Raw genomic sequence first — 15,684 nt, forward strand, 5'->3', positions numbered from 1 at the left:
GAAAATAAAATCTCAAAATCTTTCAATTAACTTATAAAAAGAATTTCCTTTGTAAAAAACTAAACTATGAAAGACAAAATATACTACTTAGCTTCTTGCGATACCTGCCGAAAAATCATCAAATCGCTTCCAAATATGGACAAATTAGAATTTCACGACATTCGCCAAAACCCAATTACGCCAGAAGAATTAGAAGAAATGTATAAGCTTTCTGGAAGTTATGAAAAGCTTTTTAGTAAAAAAGCACAACTTTACAAATCATTAGGTTTAAAAGACAAAAACTTACAGGAAGAAGATTTCAAGAAATATTTGTTGGAACATTACACCTTTTTGAGCCGTCCGGTTTTTATAATTGATGATAAAATTTACATCGGAAACAGTCAGCAAAATGTGCATGCGGTTTCGTTGGTTTTAAAATAATAAATCAGCCACGAAATCACGAATTTTTCTTCAACTTTATAAATAAAAATTTGTGAATTCGTGGCCAAAAAATTCAATTAGTCGCTTCGACCACTTTTTACTACATTTGTAGCTATTTAAATTTGAATATGATACAATCAATGACTGGTTTTGGCAAAGCTTCTTTGCAATTGCCAACCAAAAAAATTACTGTTGAAATAAAATCCCTAAACAGCAAAGGTTTAGATTTAAACGTAAGAACGCCTTATGTTTATCGTGAAATGGAACTGGGATTACGAAATCAAATTGCCCAAAAATTAGAAAGAGGAAAAGTTGATTTTTCTTTATTTATAGAAATTACCGGCGAAGAAACATCTTCAAAAATAAACGTTCCGATTGTTCGAGGTTACATCAATCAGCTAAAACAAGTGGTTGACGGAGACGAGACCGAATTACTAAAAATGGCCGTTAGAATGCCGGACGCCATGAAAACTGAGCGTGAAGAAATCGACGAAAACGAATGGAAAACCATTCAAGGAGTCATTGAAGAAGGCTTAAAAAATATCCAAGAATTTAGAGTTTCAGAAGGTGCTGCTTTAGAAAAAGAATTTCTTTTGAGAATTGCGAATATTTTGTCTCTGATGAATCAAACTGTAGCTTTAGACAGTGAAAGAATTGAAACGGTGAAAACCAGATTGAAAACGGCAATTGAAGAATTGAGCGTGAACGTTGACGAAAATCGTTTTGAACAAGAATTGATTTTCTACTTAGAAAAATACGACATCACGGAAGAAAAAGTACGTTTAGAAAACCACCTCAACTATTTCATCGAAACCATCGCAGGAACAGAAGCCAACGGAAGAAAATTGGGTTTTATTACCCAAGAAATTGGTAGAGAAATCAACACGATGGGTTCCAAATCCAATCATGCGCAAATGCAGAAATTGGTCGTTCAGATGAAAGATGAATTGGAAAAAATTAAGGAACAGGTTTTAAATGTTCTTTAGAAGCTTTAGGCCGTAGCTTTAAGCTTTAGGCAAAAAACCGATTACAAGAAACCCACCTAGCTTAAGGCCTAAGGCTTAAAGCTTAAAGCAAAATATAATGAATAACGGAAAATTATTAGTTTTTTCAGCGCCATCTGGTTCCGGGAAAACTACAATTGTAAGATACCTTTTAGAACAGAAAGAATTGCATTTAGACTTCTCTATTTCAGCAACTTCACGCGAAAAAAGAGGCGAAGAAATCCACGGAAGAGATTATTATTTTTTGTCGATGGAAGAATTCCAAAAAAAAATTGACGAAAACGCTTTTGTGGAATATGAAGAAGTGTACAAAGACAATTTTTATGGCACGCTGAAAAGCGAGCTGGAACGAATCTGGGCTTTAGGGAAACACGTTATTTTTGACATTGACGTTATTGGAGGATTAAAAATCAAGGAGCAATTTCCGAAGGAAACTTTAGCGATTTTCGTGAGTCCGCCGTCTGTGGAAGAACTGGAAAGAAGACTTCGTTTTCGCCAGACTGAAACCGATGAAAAAATTGCAATGCGTTTGGCCAAAGCCGAAATTGAAATCGCAAAATCATCTGAATTTGACGTAGTTCTAAAAAATTACGACTTGGAAATTGCAAAAAACGATGCATATAAATTGGTTTATGACTACCTAAAAATGATTTAAAAAGTTTAAAGTGTAAGGTTTAAAGTTTCGCAAGCAACCTTAAACCTTAGGCCTTAAACCTTAAACCTTTTTGAAATGAAAATAGGATTATATTTCGGAACCTTCAACCCCATTCACGTTGGGCATTTGATTATCGCCAATCATATGGCCGAGTTTTCTGATTTGGAACAAGTTTGGATGGTGGTCACGCCACACAATCCGTTGAAGAAAAAAAGCACTTTGCTGGAGGATCATCATCGGCTGCAGATGGTTTTTTTGGCGACCGAAGATTATTCGAAATTGAAACCTTCTGACATTGAATTTAAATTGCCACAGCCAAATTATACAGTAAATACTTTGGCTTATTTACAAGAAAAATTTCCTGAGAATGATTTTTCATTAATTATGGGCGAAGACAATCTAAATTCGTTTCACAAGTGGAAAAATTACGAAGTTATTCTTGAAAACCATGAGATTTATGTATACCCGAGGATTTCTACGGAAGTCATAAGTCCGGAATTTGAAAACCATCCTAAGATTCACATTATTGATGCACCAATTGTGGAAATTTCTTCAACAAAAATCCGCGAAAGCATTAAGTTAGGGAAGAATGTAAAACCCTTGCTTCCGGAGAATGTTTGGGATTATATTGACCATAATTTGTTTTACAAAAAATAAAAAAAAATGAGCCAAATTTTAAGACAGCAAATCGAGAAAATAACACCGCTTTCTGACGAGGAATTTGACTATATCCTTACTCATTTTACAGCAAAAAAATTCAAGAAACACCAATTCCTTATTCAAGAAGGCAATGACGTTCCAAACGATTTTTTTGTTTTGGATGGTTGCCTGAAGTCTTATCACACAAGCTCTGACGGAAAAGAACACATTCTCCAATTTGGGCTTCAAGATTGGTGGATTTGCGATTTTAATGCTTATTTCAACCAAACAAAAGCTACCTTAAATGTTGATTGTGTTGAAGACACCGAAGTACTTTGCCTCTCGTTGTACAATCGCGAGAAATTGTGTTCTGAAATGCACAAAATCGAGCATTTCTTCCGAAGAAAATCAAACGCTGGCTATGTCGCTTTACAGCAAAGAATCTTGTCGATGCTGAACAATAATCCGCAGGAACGTTATCAGCAATTGTTAGAATTGAATCCGATTTTATTCCAAAAAGTTCCTAAAAAACTGATTGCTTCTTATTTAGGAGTTTCCCGTGAAACCTTAAGTCGATTCGGTTCTTAAAAAGTGATTTTTGTCACACCAAAATCGTGACTTCCCTCATCGTCAGAAAAACTTCTTCTGCCGAACTTTGTCCTATCAAATTATAAACACAATTTATTATGAAAAATTTACTCACATCAGGTTTGATGGTGCTTACCTTTTTTGCTGTCGCATTGAATACAGAATCTGGAAATGCACAAACTAAAAAATCTAAAAAGATGGAAAAGAAAATTTTATTCGTAGTTTCTAGCCACGATAAAAAAGGAGAAACTGGAGAAAAAACAGGTTATTATTTAGGCGAAGTTTCCCATGCTTGGGAAGTTTTGAAAGACAATTACACAATTGATTTTGTAAGTCCGAAAGGTGGAAAACCTCCCGTTGACGGTTTTGATTTAAGCGATTCGATCAATAAAAAATTCTGGGAAGATGCGGTTTATCACAACAAAATTGACAATTCGATGAAACCTTCAGAAGTAAATCCAAATGATTATGTTGCGATTTATTATGCCGGCGGTCACGGTGCGATGTGGGATTTCGCAGATAATGTTGAAATCGCTAAAATTGCAACAGCAATTTATGAAAAAAATGGCGTTGTTGGAGCTGTTTGTCACGGTCCGGCTGGTTTGGTGAACATCAAATTAAGCAACGGGAAATATTTGGTTGACGGCAAAAAAGTAAACGCTTTTACCAATGAAGAGGAAGTTGCTGTGAAATTAGAAAAAGTGGTTCCGTTTGCTTTGGAAACAAAATTGATCGAGCGCGGTGCCAAATTTGAGAAATCTGGTTTGTGGCAAGAGCACGTGACTGTTGATCAAAGATTGATTACTGGTCAAAATCCGCAGTCTGCTAAAGGTGTTGGCGAAGCGATTTTGAAAGAATTGAAATCTTTGAAAAAATAAATTTTAAAGAGAAAGCCTAAACGTGATGTTTAGGCTTTCCCTTTTTTTACTATTTCTTGATATTTTCTCGAATTTCAGAAAGCGAAACGTCAACCAGAAGTTTTCCATCCCTGAAAACTTCCTTCAGCTCGCCTTTAATTTCTTCCTCCCAAGAAACATTATCGGTCAATTTAAAGATTCCGTTTTCTAGTTCAATTTTCATCAAGCCTTTTGCTGATTTTTTAGTTCCGTCATCGGTGATTGGATCTTTGAAAATCGCTCTTCCTTCGCCGTTTACCTCGCCATAAGTGGCTTTCATTGCAAAACCAAAAGTATCTCTTGTATTGTATTGATACGTAAAAGATCCGATTCCCAAAACTACATTTGTAGAAGCAAAACCTTTATTTTTCAAATTTTCACAGATTTGTGTCGCTCTTTCCACCGTGATGCTGTCGCCATAAATTGCCCCGATTTGCGGAATCAATTCTTTGTAACCTTTGTCATTTATGCTTCCTCCAAAAGTTTCCCATAAAAGTTCGACAACGCCTTTTCTTTCTTCTTCCGATTTTCCGTTTGGATTGCCACATAAAATTAAAATTGGGTCGCCACTGTCAGGTCTAATCACGACTTTTCCGTCTCTTCCGGAGATTTCTTGTTTTAATCTTGGCAAATAATTGGTCAAAACTTTCCATAAATCCCAAGTATCAGAAACTATGGAAACAATTCCTTTTGAATACACTTCTGTAATCAATCGGTGGAAAGTTTCAAATTCGCCTTCGGTTGTTCCCATGCACATCACAGAATGTTCAGTTGCGGGAACAGAACCTCCGATCAATTCGGTATCAGAATTTGCATTGTAGTACTCTTCGAAGAAATCAATTGCCGGAATATTATCCGTTCCGGTAAAGCTTAACAAATGTCCGGCTGCTGAAGTTATTGAAGCTTCAATTCCAGCCATACCGCGCATTGAAAAATCGTGTGCTTGCCAATCTACAAATTCTGGAACCGACGAAGTTTCTGAAGCATATTTGTCTAGAATTTTTCTGTATTGTTTGGCGATTGTAGCTGAAGTACAAGGCATCCAGATTACAGCAGAAAGCAAAGTTTCGAAGTAATTTGTCAGCCAAAAAAACTCTGGTTTTGTGTTAAACATCGTGAACATCGGAACACGAATTGGCACGCTCGAACCTTCTGGCAAAGCTTTAAAAACCATCGGAATATATCCCAAATCGTGCAAATCTTCAATGTGTTTTGTCCCAACTTGGTTTTCGCCCAAATAATTATTGATCCTTCTTGAATATTTTTTTATGACTTCTTCCTTTGGCTGTTTGAAAAAATATTCCTCAAAATCGTGAATGATATATTTTTTGATGAAGTATTGCAATCCGAAGAAAACCACTTCTTCCACATTTTCAATTCTTGATTTTCTTGGCGTCCAGTTTGAATATACTAAGGTCGTGCCGTCTGGATATTGTCTTCTATGGTCAACTTTGTAACCGTCTGTTAATAATAATGGGTTCATGATTTTTTTTTTGGTATTGGTTTAAAATTTTTAATCTTTAAATTAAAATTGAATATAGTTGGAAGGAACGGTATTGGTCAACCAAACGTCGTTTTCAGATTGATAAAATTTGAATCCGTCTTGATGCATTTTTGCGCAATCGACGATCAAAATTATCGGATTTCCTCTTCGGCTTCCCACTTTAATCGCGGTTTCTTTGTCTTTGCTCAAATGAACGTGCTGGCGACTCATTTTTAAAAGCCCTTTTGATTTTATTTCTGAAATAAATTTTTCAACCGTTCCGTGGAATAAAATTTCTGGTGGCACAATTTCCTGCAAAGCCAAATCAATTGTAACGGAATGTCCTTGGCGCGCCCTGATTTTTGTCTTTTCATCATTGAAGGCAAAACGTTTTTTGTCATTTGTGTCCACAATTTCTTCCAAACTCTCAAAGTCAAGATTATTTCCTTTGGAATTCATTTTATCTAAAAATTCTGGAACTGAAATCCAGCCATTTTCATCTAATTGCAATCCTATTTCTTGAGGTTTATGCCGAAGCACCAAACTCATAAAAGTGCTTATTTTTCTCTTTTGCTGTTCGTTCATTGGTTTTATTTTAAGCTAATAAAGCTTTGTACAAATCATAATTCTCATCATCAAAGCAGACGAAAATTATCTTTTCAAATTCTTCCTTTCGAGGAAATTCTTTCACAGTTTTAATTGCAATTTCAGCTGCTTTATCTTTCGGGAAATGATAAATTCCGGTGCTGATATTTGGAAAGGCAATTGTTTTGATGTTATTCTGAAGTGCTAATTCCAAGCTATTTCTGTAGCAATCTGCCAGCAATTTCTTCTTTTCTTCTTTGTCACCATTCCAAACCGGACCAACTGTGTGGATCACAAATTTAGACGGAAGATTTCCAGCTGTCGTTATTACGGCTTGACCGACATCACAACCGCCTTGCCTATTTCTGATGGCAACACATTCTTCTAAAATTTGCTTTCCACCTTTTCTGTGAATCGCACCGTCAACACCACCACCGCCCAAAAGTGACGTGTTTGCTGCGTTTACAATTGCATCAGTAGCAATTTCTATTATATCTGATTTTTGAATTTCGATTTTCATTATCTAAATTTTTCAATCTTATTATTCAATTCTGAATCACTTGACAACTTAAATCCTTCACCAAAATAAACGTTTACAATTTCAATTGTGCCAATAATATTCTGATTAAATTCAGGCAATTTTTCTGAGGGAATCCACAATTCATTATGAGATTTATCGCCAACATTTTGAATTTCAAATTGCTGCAAATACTCTTCATCTACTTCAAAAGCAGTGACAATTCCACAGAATCCTGAAAATTCATCTGGCGTATTCCATTCATTTGCAATTTGTTCTGCATATTGCTGATTCAAAACCGGATAGAAAATGGGTTGCCATTCTAATCTTGCTGGAAATTTTCGGTAATTACTTTCAGCAATCAATTCCATTTCTCTCAATCCAACTGGTCTGTATAGTGTTTTTGTTTTCATCACATTTTCAATTTCAAAACCTCAACAATTTCCTCATCAAATTCTCTGAAAGAATCTGTGGTGAAAATTTTCTCAAAAGCTTTCATAGACTCAAAACCTTTATTGAAAATTCCGTGGCTTACTGCGAGGTATAATTTGCCTGCGTTTTTCTTTTTTAATTCTTCGGCAAGGCCGATAAAAGTCCCGCCTCCATCACAAATATCATCTACGATCAAGCAATCCATTCCTTGCAAATCATCGTCATACACTTTGAAACCAGAAAGTTTTCCGGTTTTCACATCACGGCTTTTACTGCATTCCACAACATCGATGCCACCTAAATATTCTGAAACTTTGTAGATTTTTTTCAAAGCGCCGCCGTCTGGTGAAATCAGCTTTACGTCATTGCCAATTTTTTTCAAAACTTGAGCGATAAAATCGTGATTCGGGATTACTTCGCAATTGTCTAACAACGCTGAAGTTACTTCAGAATGCGCATCAAAAACCATAATTTTATTCAATTTTAAGCTGTTTAAAATATCGGCATAAACCTTTACTGACAAGGGTTCGCCAGCAATCATCACACGATCTTGTCGCGCCGCAGGAAAATAAGGAATAAAAACGTTGATCAATTTCACATCCATTCTTTTCAAAGCGTCAACGGCCAACAGCAACAAACCAAAATCATTGAAAGAATTGATTCTGTGCGTGATTGTCACGGTTTCTGAAACGTCAAAATCGGGTTTGATTTTGATGTGCGGTTCGCCACCTGAAAAGATGAAACTTTGAAATTCTATTTCTTTTTTATCTGAAAATGGTCTGAAATTTTGGTCTAAATTGAGTATCATGATTTCTTATTTTGTGTATTTGTTACGCAAAGTTAAATGAAAAGAATTTTACAACCAAACTATTTAGTGTAAAATTTACGCAAATTTGATTTCGAAGTGGAAACCTTTTTTTTGCAATGCGTTATATTTCTGTTTATTGAATCGGAATAATTTTGCCGGACGGCCTGATTTTACTGGAGAAAAGTGTTCTGTTTCTTCAATAATTCCGAAGCTTAAAATCTTTTTTCGAAAGTTTCTGCGATCAATTTCTTTTTCTAAAATGGTGCAATACAGATTTTCTAATTCTGAAAAAAGGAATTCTTTTTGCAATAAATCAAATCCAATTGGTTGATATGTAAGTTTAGCTTTTAATCTTTCCACCGCTTTTTTTAGTATTAAATTATGGTCAAAAGCTAATTCTGGAATTTCATTTATTTCAAACCATTGCACGTTTTCAGCATCGGAATCGGCTTTGATTTTAAATTTTGAAGAATCAACCAAAGCAAAGTAAGCAACGGAAATTACTCGGTTTCGGGAATCTCTATGAATGTCGTCGCCAAAAGTATAAAGCTGTTCGAAGTAATTGATTTCTACGTTTGTTTCTTCCTTCAATTCACGTTCAACGGCTTCTTTCAAGGTTTCATTTTCTTGAACCAAACCGCCTGGCAAAGCCCAATAGGCTTGCTCAGATCCAAATTTCTGTTGAATTAAAAGTACATAAACTTTGTTATTTTGATAGCCAAATACTATCGCGTCAACGGCAATTCTGATATTTTGATTTTGAGACATTTTTTATGCGTATGATTTACACAAATATAATTATTCCTTTTTGTAAAAAACAGGTTTCGCTTATTTTATCATTCCAATTCTTAACAGGAATTTACCATGAAGCCCTTGCCTGTTTCGTAATTTTGCCTCAAATTTAATTACTATGCTAAACTTCGAATTATACAATCCTACCAACTTGGTTTTTGGTAAAGGACAAATCGCAAAAATTTCCTCATTAATCCCAAAAGATGCCAAAGTCTTGATCACTTTTGGTGGCGGAAGCATTTTTAAAAATGGTGTTTATGACCAAGTTCGCCATGCTTTGCACGGTTTTGACGTAACTGAATTCGGTGGCATCGAGCCAAATCCGAGATATGAAACTTTGATGAAAGCAGTGGAAATCATCCGTGAAAAGAAATTGGATTTTATTCTTGCTGTTGGCGGTGGTTCTGTAATTGACGGAACAAAATTTATTGCGGCAGCCGTGAATTTTGACGGAAATCCGATGGATATTTTGCACAAGAGAATTCGTGTGGAAAATAACGCCATTCCTTTTGGGACGGTTTTGACTTTGCCAGCAACGGCGAGCGAGATGAATTCTGGTGGCGTGATCACGATCAACGAAACGCAAGAAAAACTATCTTTTGGAGGTCCGGCGGTTTTCCCGCAGTTCTCCATTTGTGATCCGCAGACGGTTTCTTCGTTGCCAAAAAGACAGATACAAAACGGAATTGTGGATGCTTTCACGCACGTTTTTGAACAATATTTGACCTATCCGCACGACGCTTTATTGCAAGACAGAATTTCTGAAGGAATTTTGCAAACTTTGATTGAAGTTGGGCCAAAAGTGGTTGAAAATCCGACGGATTATAAACTGGCTTCGAATTTTATGTGGAGCTGTACGATGGCTTTGAACGGATTGATTCAAAAAGGAGTTCCGACAGATTGGGCGACACATATGATTGGGCACGAATTAACGGCTTTGTTTGAAATTGACCACGCAAGAACTTTGGCAATCATTGGTCCGAATTTATATCGTGTGATGTTTGAAACCAAAAAAGAAAAATTGGCGCAATATGGAAAACGCGTTTGGAATGTTGCTGACGGAAACATTGATGAAATGGCAAACCAAGCGATTGAAAAAACGGTTGAATTTTTCCACACAATGGGAATGCAAACGAAGCTTTCTGAATATACTCCAGACTTTAAAAACACAGCTGATTTCGTGGTAAAACGTTTTGAAGAACGTGGCTGGAAAGCGATGGGCGAAAAACAGAATATTACTTTGGAAAAAGTGAAAGAAATTGTGGAAATGAGTTATTAAAAACTTCAAATTTTAAATTACCGCAGATTCGCAGATTTTTTATTTGTGAGGTGAAATAAAAGATTCATCTTTCGAAAACATGAAAAAAATCTACAAATCTGCGGTTTTTTTGTAGATAATTTTGTCACGCAATGGTTCAAAAGTTAAAAAGAAGCCTGAAGTTTTTAATCTAGCCCTGATGGTGGCGACTATCCTTTTTTGCCGGCCCCGACGCTTCGGGACGGCAGAAAAGATTGTGCCAACCAGCAGGAAAATGATTTAAAATATATAATAGTGTTTCGCTTCAAAAATAAATACATAAAATCAAAAGGCACTCCTGAATAAATTTCAAGAGTGCCTTTTTCAAAACACCAAAAACAAATTTTAATTAATTTGGTAACCTCTAATAATTACCAAATAACGTATGTATTATCTAACCAACTCATTTTAAAAAACGTAAATATTGCGGTTGCATTGTGTTGAAAATCATAATTTTAAGTTAAAAATAAAATTCTGAAATACGCTTGTAGAAAGTTTCCTTCAAAAAAGGACAGACAATGTGGTTTTTAATTTTCTATTACGGCTATTTTGAGTATTTTTGGGCAAACAAAGAACAAAAACAAAATGAGTCACGATCCAAAATTTGCTGTAATTGGTGGCGGAAGCTGGGCAACTGCCATCGCAAAAATGCTTTGCGTGAACCTTACAGAAATTGCCTGGTATATGCGAAACGAGAGCGCAATCGCACACATACAGGAGTTAAAACACAATCCGAATTACCTGAGTTCAGTTGAATTTGATACTAAAAAATTGAAACTGACGAGCAATATCAACGAAGCCGTTGCTTATGCCGATTATATTATTTTTGCGATTCCGTCTGCTTTTTTGAGTGGCGAATTGGAAAATCTTACTGAAAGTCTTGACGGAAAAATTATTTTCTCTGCAATTAAAGGAATCGTTCCTGAAACGAGCTTGATTGTTGGGGAACATTTTCACGACAAATATGATATTCCGTATGAAAATATTGGTGTAATTACAGGTCCTTGCCACGCAGAAGAAGTGGCGATGGAACGTCTTTCATACTTGACAATTGCGTGTGGCGATGCTGATAAAGCAACAATTGTAGCCGATAATTTGAGCGGGAATTATATCAAAGCAAAGATTTCTGACGATATCATTGGAACAGAATATGCGGCGATGCTGAAAAATATTTATGCTATCGCGGCGGGAATGGCACACGGCCTTGGTTATGGAGATAATTTCCAGGCTTTGCTGATGAGTAACGCGATTCGTGAGATGAAAAAATTCATCAGAAAAGTGCATAAAATGAAACGAAACATCAATGATTCTGCTTATTTGGGCGATTTATTGGTGACTGGATATTCTGTGTTTTCGAGAAATAGAATGTTTGGGAATATGATTGGAAAAGGCTATACCGTGAAATCTGCAATGATGGAAATGAGTATGGTGGCCGAAGGTTATTATGCCACAAACAGCGCTTATAAACTGAATGAAAATCTGGGTGCTAAAACTCCAATTATCAACGCGGTTTACAGCATTTTATACGAAGGAAAAGAACCGAAAAAAGTGTTCAAAAAATTGACCGAAAAACTTAACTAATTTAGCATAATGCAAAATCTTCCTGCTGATCATTTAATCAATCATCCCGGAATTCTGGGTGGATTTTCAATTTTAATTATCATAATGTTGCTTCTTGATTTGGGTGTTTTCAACAAAACCAGCCACGTCGTTTCAAATAAAGAAGCAGCGATTTGGTCAGTAGTTTGGATTTCATTGGCGATGGGATTCAGTGGCGTCATTTATTATTTGATGGGCGTTGAACAGTTCACTCAATTTCAATCGGCTTATTGGATTGAAAAAGCACTTTCTGTCGATAATTTATTCGTATTTATTTTAGTTTTTGGATTTTTCAATGTCCCTAAACACTTGCATCACAAGGTTTTATTCTGGGGAATTATTGGAGCTTTGGTTTTTAGAGCCATCTTCATTTTCACCGGAGTTGAGCTGATTAACATGACGTATTTGCCAGAAATGGAGGTTTTTGGATATATGGTTCGCATCAATGTTGTGCTTTCGATTTTTGGATTTTTCTTGGTTTACGCGGGAATAAAATCATGGTTTTCTGAAGACGATGATGATGAAAATAAAGACTTTACTAAAAGTCCTGGAGCAAGAATTGTACACCGCTTCTTTAAGGTTAGCGACAATTATGACGGTGATAAATTCTTTACCGTGAAAAACGGCGTGAAGATGGCGACGCCTTTATTGGTGGTAGTTGCCGTTATTGAAATGACCGATTTAATATTTGCTGTCGATTCTATTCCTGCGATTTTTGCGATCGCGCCAAACGATCCGTTTATTCTTTATACTTCAAATATTTTTGCGATTTTGGGCTTGAGAGCTTTGTATTTCTTACTTGCAAACTTCATGTACATGTTCAGCCGATTGAAATTTGGATTGGCGATAATCCTCGCTTTTATTGGTGTAAAAATGCTAATCAGCCCGTTCTATCACATTTCGTCGCCAGCTTCTTTGATGGTTGTCGGAAGCGTTTTGGTTTTATCAGTAATTGCGTCTTTGGCATTTCCTGTAAAAGAACATAAAAACTAATTATTATGAGCGAAAGATGGAAATATCAGCTAAAAGTTGGGTTGCCTTGGGGAATTTTCATGTCGATTGTGATGATTTTTTTTGGCGTAAATGACAGACCTTTTACAGAACAAATCCAATCTCAATTTTTCTACATCCAAACTGTTGGCTTTTTACTTTTTGGAGTTTTTGTTCTGGGTTATTCAAGCTGGAAATCTAAAATAAGACGAGAAGGAAAGAAATAATTTTAGAAGAATTCCATATTTCTAATCTTTAACAAAAAGCTAAATTATAGCTAAAATCTTACCGCGTGTTGATATTTTTTGTAACTATGAATAACCAAAAAATATCTGACCAAAATGCTACAAGAAACTTTAAATTCCAATCAATTTGACCAAGCTTTAGAACTTCTTAAAAACGGAGAAAAACTTCCAAAAAACTTAGAAGATTTCAAGAAAAATCAAATCTTTGACAAGCTTTTACGCGAGAAGCAATTCGAAATTCTTTTACATTTTACAAAAGACAAAACCATCGAAACCGATATTTATGAATTGGATAATTTTGACCGAAGTATTTTCCAAAGTATTTTATATTATCTCCCAAAAGACGAAGAATCAATAGCTTTTTTCAAAGAATTTATTTCAAGGTTTGACAACTTAAGCGACGAAGTCAACGCCAAAACCTTACTCGGATTTTTCTTGGAAAAAGGCGCTTCTCTTGAAATTATAAAAATTTTGGCAGAAGCCGGTTGCGATGTAAATTTCCTTAATAATGCAGATGAAAATTATTTGCATCAGGTCATCAAAACCAACTTGATGAAACCAGAACTTTCACTTTCGTACTTGGAATTTTTAATCAACGAAGGTTTAGACGTAAATCATCCGAATATCGTCAAAAAAACGCCATTAATCTCCGCCATTGAATTTAATCGAAAGGAATATATCGATTTATTATTGCAAAACGGAGCCAATCCGAATGACTTGGACAATGAAGAAAATTCAGCTTTTTTCTATGCCGTGGCGCATAAATTAGATTTTGATTTGTACAAACAATTGAGTGAATTTGCTTCGCCAGATTTAGACCATTTGAACAAAAATCAAGTTTCTACATTGTTTGAATACACTCGAATGTTAAACGGGAGATCAGAAAAAGAAATCCAGCTTTTGGTGCAAATGATTGAAGACGGAGGCGATTTGTATCATCCGAGTCAGTATTATTCAAAGGACAAAACGCCTTTGGACCAAATTGCAGAAAAACCTGCAGAAATCTTGGAAGCCGTTTTAGAAACCGGAAAAGTGGAAATCAACCGCCAAGACGATAATGGTAATACGCTTCTGCATAAAGTTTGCGCTTTCAACGTAAACTACGATGCAAATCAAGCCAAAGAAACCTACCGAAAAGTAAAATTATTGTTGGAAAATGGAGCCGATTCGTCAATTACAAATGATGAAGACAAAACCGCGTTGATGTTAGCTTCAGACGATAATTTGAAAATAAAGACGGTAGAATTATTAATGAAAAAGTAATTTGAAGGCGCTAAGATTCTAAGGCACAAAGCTACTAAGCGCCTTAGAAACTTAGTGCCTCAGAACCTCAAAAAACCAAACTTATGTCAATGTCATTCATAATCGCTTGCGAAGGCGGAAAACGAAAAATAGCCGAAATTTTATTAGAAAATAACGAAGTCGATGTCACATATACTGATGAAAAAGGCAGAACTGCCTTGCATTATGCGTCGCATCGAGGTTATCTTGATTTGGTCAAAATCTTGATTGAAAAAGGCGCTAAATTAGATTATGAAGACCACGACGGAGAAACTCCGTTTTATTTTGCTTGTCTTCAAAAACAGAAACAAACCGCTTTATATTTATTGGAAAAAGGCGCCAGAATTGACGTTAATGACAACAAAGGAAACAGTCTTTTACATTTGACAGCGCAAACGGCCCAGATTGAAATTCTGGAAAAACTATTGGAACAAGGTTTAAGCGTAGATTCTGAAAACAATGAGGCCGAAACACCGTTATTGCTCGCTTCAAGCTGGAGAAATAAAGAGATTGTACAAAAACTTTTAGAAAACGGAGCGAACGTAAATACGACAAACAAACAAGGAAACACACCGCTGTTATTCGCCGTAAAATCGAAAAATGCACCGATAGTAGAATTGCTTCTCGAAAATGGAGCCAATATCAATCATGTAAACCACGCTGGCGAATCGGCGTTGCTGATTGCGTGTTATGAAACCAATCGAATGCTGACAAAACTTTTGGTCGAAAAAGGCGCGGATGTTTTTGCTTCTTCTAAAAATGGATTGTCACCAATTTGGTACGCTTGCGCGAATAATCAAAAGGAAATTGTAAGCTTGTTTATAGAAAATGGCGTGGACGTAAATTATGCAAAACCAGTTTCGGGCAACGAAAATTCGATGTATTCGTATTTGGATTGGGTGGAAACGGCGAACAATTTAGCATCTGACAATAATTTTTCTTTCAGTTATGATTACGGCGGAGAAAGTATGCTTCATGTGGCTTCTAAAAACGGTCATCTGAGCATGGTAAAACTTTTGCTTGAAAACGGAGCCAATGTCAACATTCAAGACGAAAGTGGCAACACGGCTTTGCATTATGCTTCAGCAAACGGGAAAAAAGATATTGTAAAACATTTGCTAGAAAATCAAGCCGATGCTTCGATTGTGAATGCAAAAGAACAAAAGGCAATCGATTATTCAAATATCAAAGGTTTAAACGAAATCACAGAATTATTATTGAAATTAAGTCCGTCAAATACGCCAAAATTTGAACAGAAAGAAACATCAATTTCTTCGGAAACTCCAAAAAACGATATGGCTTCAAAAAAGCAAGCATTGTTAGATTTAAAGGAATTACTTGACGCCGGAATTCTTTCTCAAGAAGAATTTGATGAAGAGAAAAGTAAAATTTTAAAAGGATAAAAACCTGTCATTACAGGTACGGGCGCCATCACATAATCAATGTTAGCAAA

18 protein-coding genes are annotated in these 15,684 nt (G+C 35.8%); 12 read left to right on the forward strand and 6 right to left on the reverse strand.

Annotated elements, in window-relative coordinates; all coding sequences use genetic code 11:
* Window positions 1-66: 66 nt before the first annotated feature.
* The 6 genes from ACFPVY_RS17640 (at window position 67) to ACFPVY_RS17665 (ending at window position 4,184) form a co-directional block, all read left to right on the forward strand.
* Complete coding sequence (locus ACFPVY_RS17640; RefSeq protein WP_379793490.1) at window positions 67-420, forward strand: arsenate reductase family protein; 354 nt, start codon at window positions 67-69, stop codon at window positions 418-420.
* Window positions 421-548: 128 nt separating this feature from the next.
* Window positions 549-1,406, forward strand: a complete 858-nt coding sequence (locus tag ACFPVY_RS17645; RefSeq protein ID WP_379793491.1) for a YicC/YloC family endoribonuclease — start codon at window positions 549-551, stop codon at window positions 1,404-1,406.
* Window positions 1,407-1,503: 97 nt separating this feature from the next.
* Window positions 1,504-2,079 carry a guanylate kinase gene (gene gmk, locus ACFPVY_RS17650; RefSeq protein ID WP_379793492.1) on the forward strand — a complete coding sequence of 192 codons (576 nt, stop codon included), beginning with the start codon at window positions 1,504-1,506 and terminating at the stop codon, window positions 2,077-2,079.
* Between the two features lie 75 nt (window positions 2,080-2,154).
* Entirely contained in the window at window positions 2,155-2,736 is a 582-nt protein-coding gene (gene nadD / locus ACFPVY_RS17655) for a nicotinate (nicotinamide) nucleotide adenylyltransferase (RefSeq protein WP_379793493.1), read from the forward strand.
* Between the two features lie 6 nt (window positions 2,737-2,742).
* Window positions 2,743-3,306, forward strand: coding sequence for a Crp/Fnr family transcriptional regulator (locus tag ACFPVY_RS17660; RefSeq protein ID WP_379793494.1), 564 nt, complete (start codon window positions 2,743-2,745; stop codon window positions 3,304-3,306).
* A gap of 98 nt (window positions 3,307-3,404) precedes the next feature.
* Window positions 3,405-4,184, forward strand: a complete 780-nt coding sequence (locus ACFPVY_RS17665) for a type 1 glutamine amidotransferase domain-containing protein (RefSeq protein WP_379793495.1) — start codon at window positions 3,405-3,407, stop codon at window positions 4,182-4,184.
* Window positions 4,185-4,233: 49 nt separating this feature from the next.
* Here the strand turns inward: ACFPVY_RS17665 and ACFPVY_RS17670 are convergent, their stop codons facing one another.
* The 6 genes from ACFPVY_RS17670 to ACFPVY_RS17695 all read right to left on the reverse strand — a co-directional run bounded on the left by ACFPVY_RS17670 (window position 4,234) and on the right by ACFPVY_RS17695 (window position 8,795).
* On the reverse strand, window positions 4,234-5,685 hold the full coding sequence (locus ACFPVY_RS17670) for a nicotinate phosphoribosyltransferase (protein ID WP_379793496.1): 1,452 nt from the start codon (window positions 5,683-5,685) through the stop codon (window positions 4,234-4,236).
* Between the two features lie 42 nt (window positions 5,686-5,727).
* Window positions 5,728-6,270, reverse strand: a complete 543-nt coding sequence (locus ACFPVY_RS17675; protein ID WP_379793497.1) for an RNA 2'-phosphotransferase — start codon at window positions 6,268-6,270, stop codon at window positions 5,728-5,730.
* A 10-nt stretch (window positions 6,271-6,280) separates the two neighbouring features.
* Window positions 6,281-6,790, reverse strand: coding sequence for an O-acetyl-ADP-ribose deacetylase (locus tag ACFPVY_RS17680; RefSeq protein ID WP_379793498.1), 510 nt, complete (start codon window positions 6,788-6,790; stop codon window positions 6,281-6,283).
* Complete coding sequence (locus ACFPVY_RS17685; RefSeq protein WP_379793499.1) at window positions 6,790-7,200, reverse strand: ADP-ribosylation/crystallin J1; 411 nt, start codon at window positions 7,198-7,200, stop codon at window positions 6,790-6,792. The genes ACFPVY_RS17680 and ACFPVY_RS17685 overlap by 1 nt, the downstream gene beginning before the upstream one ends.
* Window positions 7,200-8,027, reverse strand: coding sequence for a ribose-phosphate diphosphokinase (prs, locus tag ACFPVY_RS17690; protein WP_379793500.1), 828 nt, complete (start codon window positions 8,025-8,027; stop codon window positions 7,200-7,202). Before prs ends, ACFPVY_RS17685 begins: the two co-directional genes overlap by 1 nt.
* A 75-nt stretch (window positions 8,028-8,102) precedes the next feature.
* Entirely contained in the window at window positions 8,103-8,795 is a 693-nt protein-coding gene (locus tag ACFPVY_RS17695; RefSeq protein ID WP_379793501.1) for an NUDIX hydrolase, read from the reverse strand.
* 142 nt (window positions 8,796-8,937) lie between these two features.
* Here ACFPVY_RS17695 and ACFPVY_RS17700 point away from each other — a divergent pair, with 142 nt between their 5' ends.
* The 6 genes from ACFPVY_RS17700 (at window position 8,938) to ACFPVY_RS17725 (ending at window position 15,634) form a co-directional block, all read left to right on the forward strand.
* On the forward strand, window positions 8,938-10,098 hold the full coding sequence (locus ACFPVY_RS17700; RefSeq protein WP_379793502.1) for an iron-containing alcohol dehydrogenase: 1,161 nt from the start codon (window positions 8,938-8,940) through the stop codon (window positions 10,096-10,098).
* 603 nt (window positions 10,099-10,701) lie between these two features.
* Window positions 10,702-11,697 (forward strand): NAD(P)H-dependent glycerol-3-phosphate dehydrogenase, encoded by a 996-nt coding sequence (locus ACFPVY_RS17705; protein WP_379793503.1) that lies wholly within the window; start codon window positions 10,702-10,704, stop codon window positions 11,695-11,697.
* A 9-nt stretch (window positions 11,698-11,706) separates the two neighbouring features.
* The gene (locus ACFPVY_RS17710; RefSeq protein ID WP_379793504.1) at window positions 11,707-12,708 is read left to right on the forward strand and encodes a TerC/Alx family metal homeostasis membrane protein; all 1,002 of its coding nucleotides are present in this window, start codon (window positions 11,707-11,709) and stop codon (window positions 12,706-12,708) included.
* A 5-nt stretch (window positions 12,709-12,713) separates the two neighbouring features.
* Window positions 12,714-12,932, forward strand: coding sequence for a hypothetical protein (locus ACFPVY_RS17715; protein WP_379793505.1), 219 nt, complete (start codon window positions 12,714-12,716; stop codon window positions 12,930-12,932).
* A 114-nt stretch (window positions 12,933-13,046) separates the two neighbouring features.
* The gene (locus ACFPVY_RS17720) at window positions 13,047-14,213 is read left to right on the forward strand and encodes an ankyrin repeat domain-containing protein (RefSeq protein WP_379793506.1); all 1,167 of its coding nucleotides are present in this window, start codon (window positions 13,047-13,049) and stop codon (window positions 14,211-14,213) included.
* Between the two features lie 89 nt (window positions 14,214-14,302).
* A complete protein-coding gene (locus ACFPVY_RS17725; RefSeq protein WP_379793507.1) occupies window positions 14,303-15,634 on the forward strand; it encodes an ankyrin repeat domain-containing protein in 1,332 nt (443 codons plus the stop codon).
* Window positions 15,635-15,684 lie beyond the last annotated feature (50 nt).

It is taken from the genome of Flavobacterium qiangtangense (genome assembly GCF_042658345.1).
Taxonomy (GTDB): Bacteria; Bacteroidota; Bacteroidia; order Flavobacteriales; family Flavobacteriaceae; genus Flavobacterium; species Flavobacterium qiangtangense.

Coding starts and splice junctions, on each gene's coding strand:
- ACFPVY_RS17685 (WP_379793499.1), bottom strand. CDS start 7,200: ATGAAAACAAAAACACTATACAGACCAGTTGGATTGAGAGAAATGGAA.
- ACFPVY_RS17675 (WP_379793497.1), bottom strand. CDS start 6,270: ATGAACGAACAGCAAAAGAGAAAAATAAGCACTTTTATGAGTTTGGTG.
- ACFPVY_RS17695 (WP_379793501.1), bottom strand. CDS start 8,795: ATGTCTCAAAATCAAAATATCAGAATTGCCGTTGACGCGATAGTATTT.
- ACFPVY_RS17665 (WP_379793495.1), top strand. CDS start 3,405: ATGAAAAATTTACTCACATCAGGTTTGATGGTGCTTACCTTTTTTGCT.
- ACFPVY_RS17710 (WP_379793504.1), top strand. CDS start 11,707: ATGCAAAATCTTCCTGCTGATCATTTAATCAATCATCCCGGAATTCTG.
- prs (WP_379793500.1), bottom strand. CDS start 8,027: ATGATACTCAATTTAGACCAAAATTTCAGACCATTTTCAGATAAAAAA.
- ACFPVY_RS17705 (WP_379793503.1), top strand. CDS start 10,702: ATGAGTCACGATCCAAAATTTGCTGTAATTGGTGGCGGAAGCTGGGCA.
- ACFPVY_RS17725 (WP_379793507.1), top strand. CDS start 14,303: ATGTCATTCATAATCGCTTGCGAAGGCGGAAAACGAAAAATAGCCGAA.
- ACFPVY_RS17660 (WP_379793494.1), top strand. CDS start 2,743: ATGAGCCAAATTTTAAGACAGCAAATCGAGAAAATAACACCGCTTTCT.
- ACFPVY_RS17645 (WP_379793491.1), top strand. CDS start 549: ATGATACAATCAATGACTGGTTTTGGCAAAGCTTCTTTGCAATTGCCA.
- ACFPVY_RS17640 (WP_379793490.1), top strand. CDS start 67: ATGAAAGACAAAATATACTACTTAGCTTCTTGCGATACCTGCCGAAAA.
- ACFPVY_RS17720 (WP_379793506.1), top strand. CDS start 13,047: ATGCTACAAGAAACTTTAAATTCCAATCAATTTGACCAAGCTTTAGAA.
- ACFPVY_RS17700 (WP_379793502.1), top strand. CDS start 8,938: ATGCTAAACTTCGAATTATACAATCCTACCAACTTGGTTTTTGGTAAA.
- ACFPVY_RS17680 (WP_379793498.1), bottom strand. CDS start 6,790: ATGAAAATCGAAATTCAAAAATCAGATATAATAGAAATTGCTACTGAT.
- ACFPVY_RS17715 (WP_379793505.1), top strand. CDS start 12,714: ATGAGCGAAAGATGGAAATATCAGCTAAAAGTTGGGTTGCCTTGGGGA.
- nadD (WP_379793493.1), top strand. CDS start 2,155: ATGAAAATAGGATTATATTTCGGAACCTTCAACCCCATTCACGTTGGG.
- gmk (WP_379793492.1), top strand. CDS start 1,504: ATGAATAACGGAAAATTATTAGTTTTTTCAGCGCCATCTGGTTCCGGG.
- ACFPVY_RS17670 (WP_379793496.1), bottom strand. CDS start 5,685: ATGAACCCATTATTATTAACAGACGGTTACAAAGTTGACCATAGAAGA.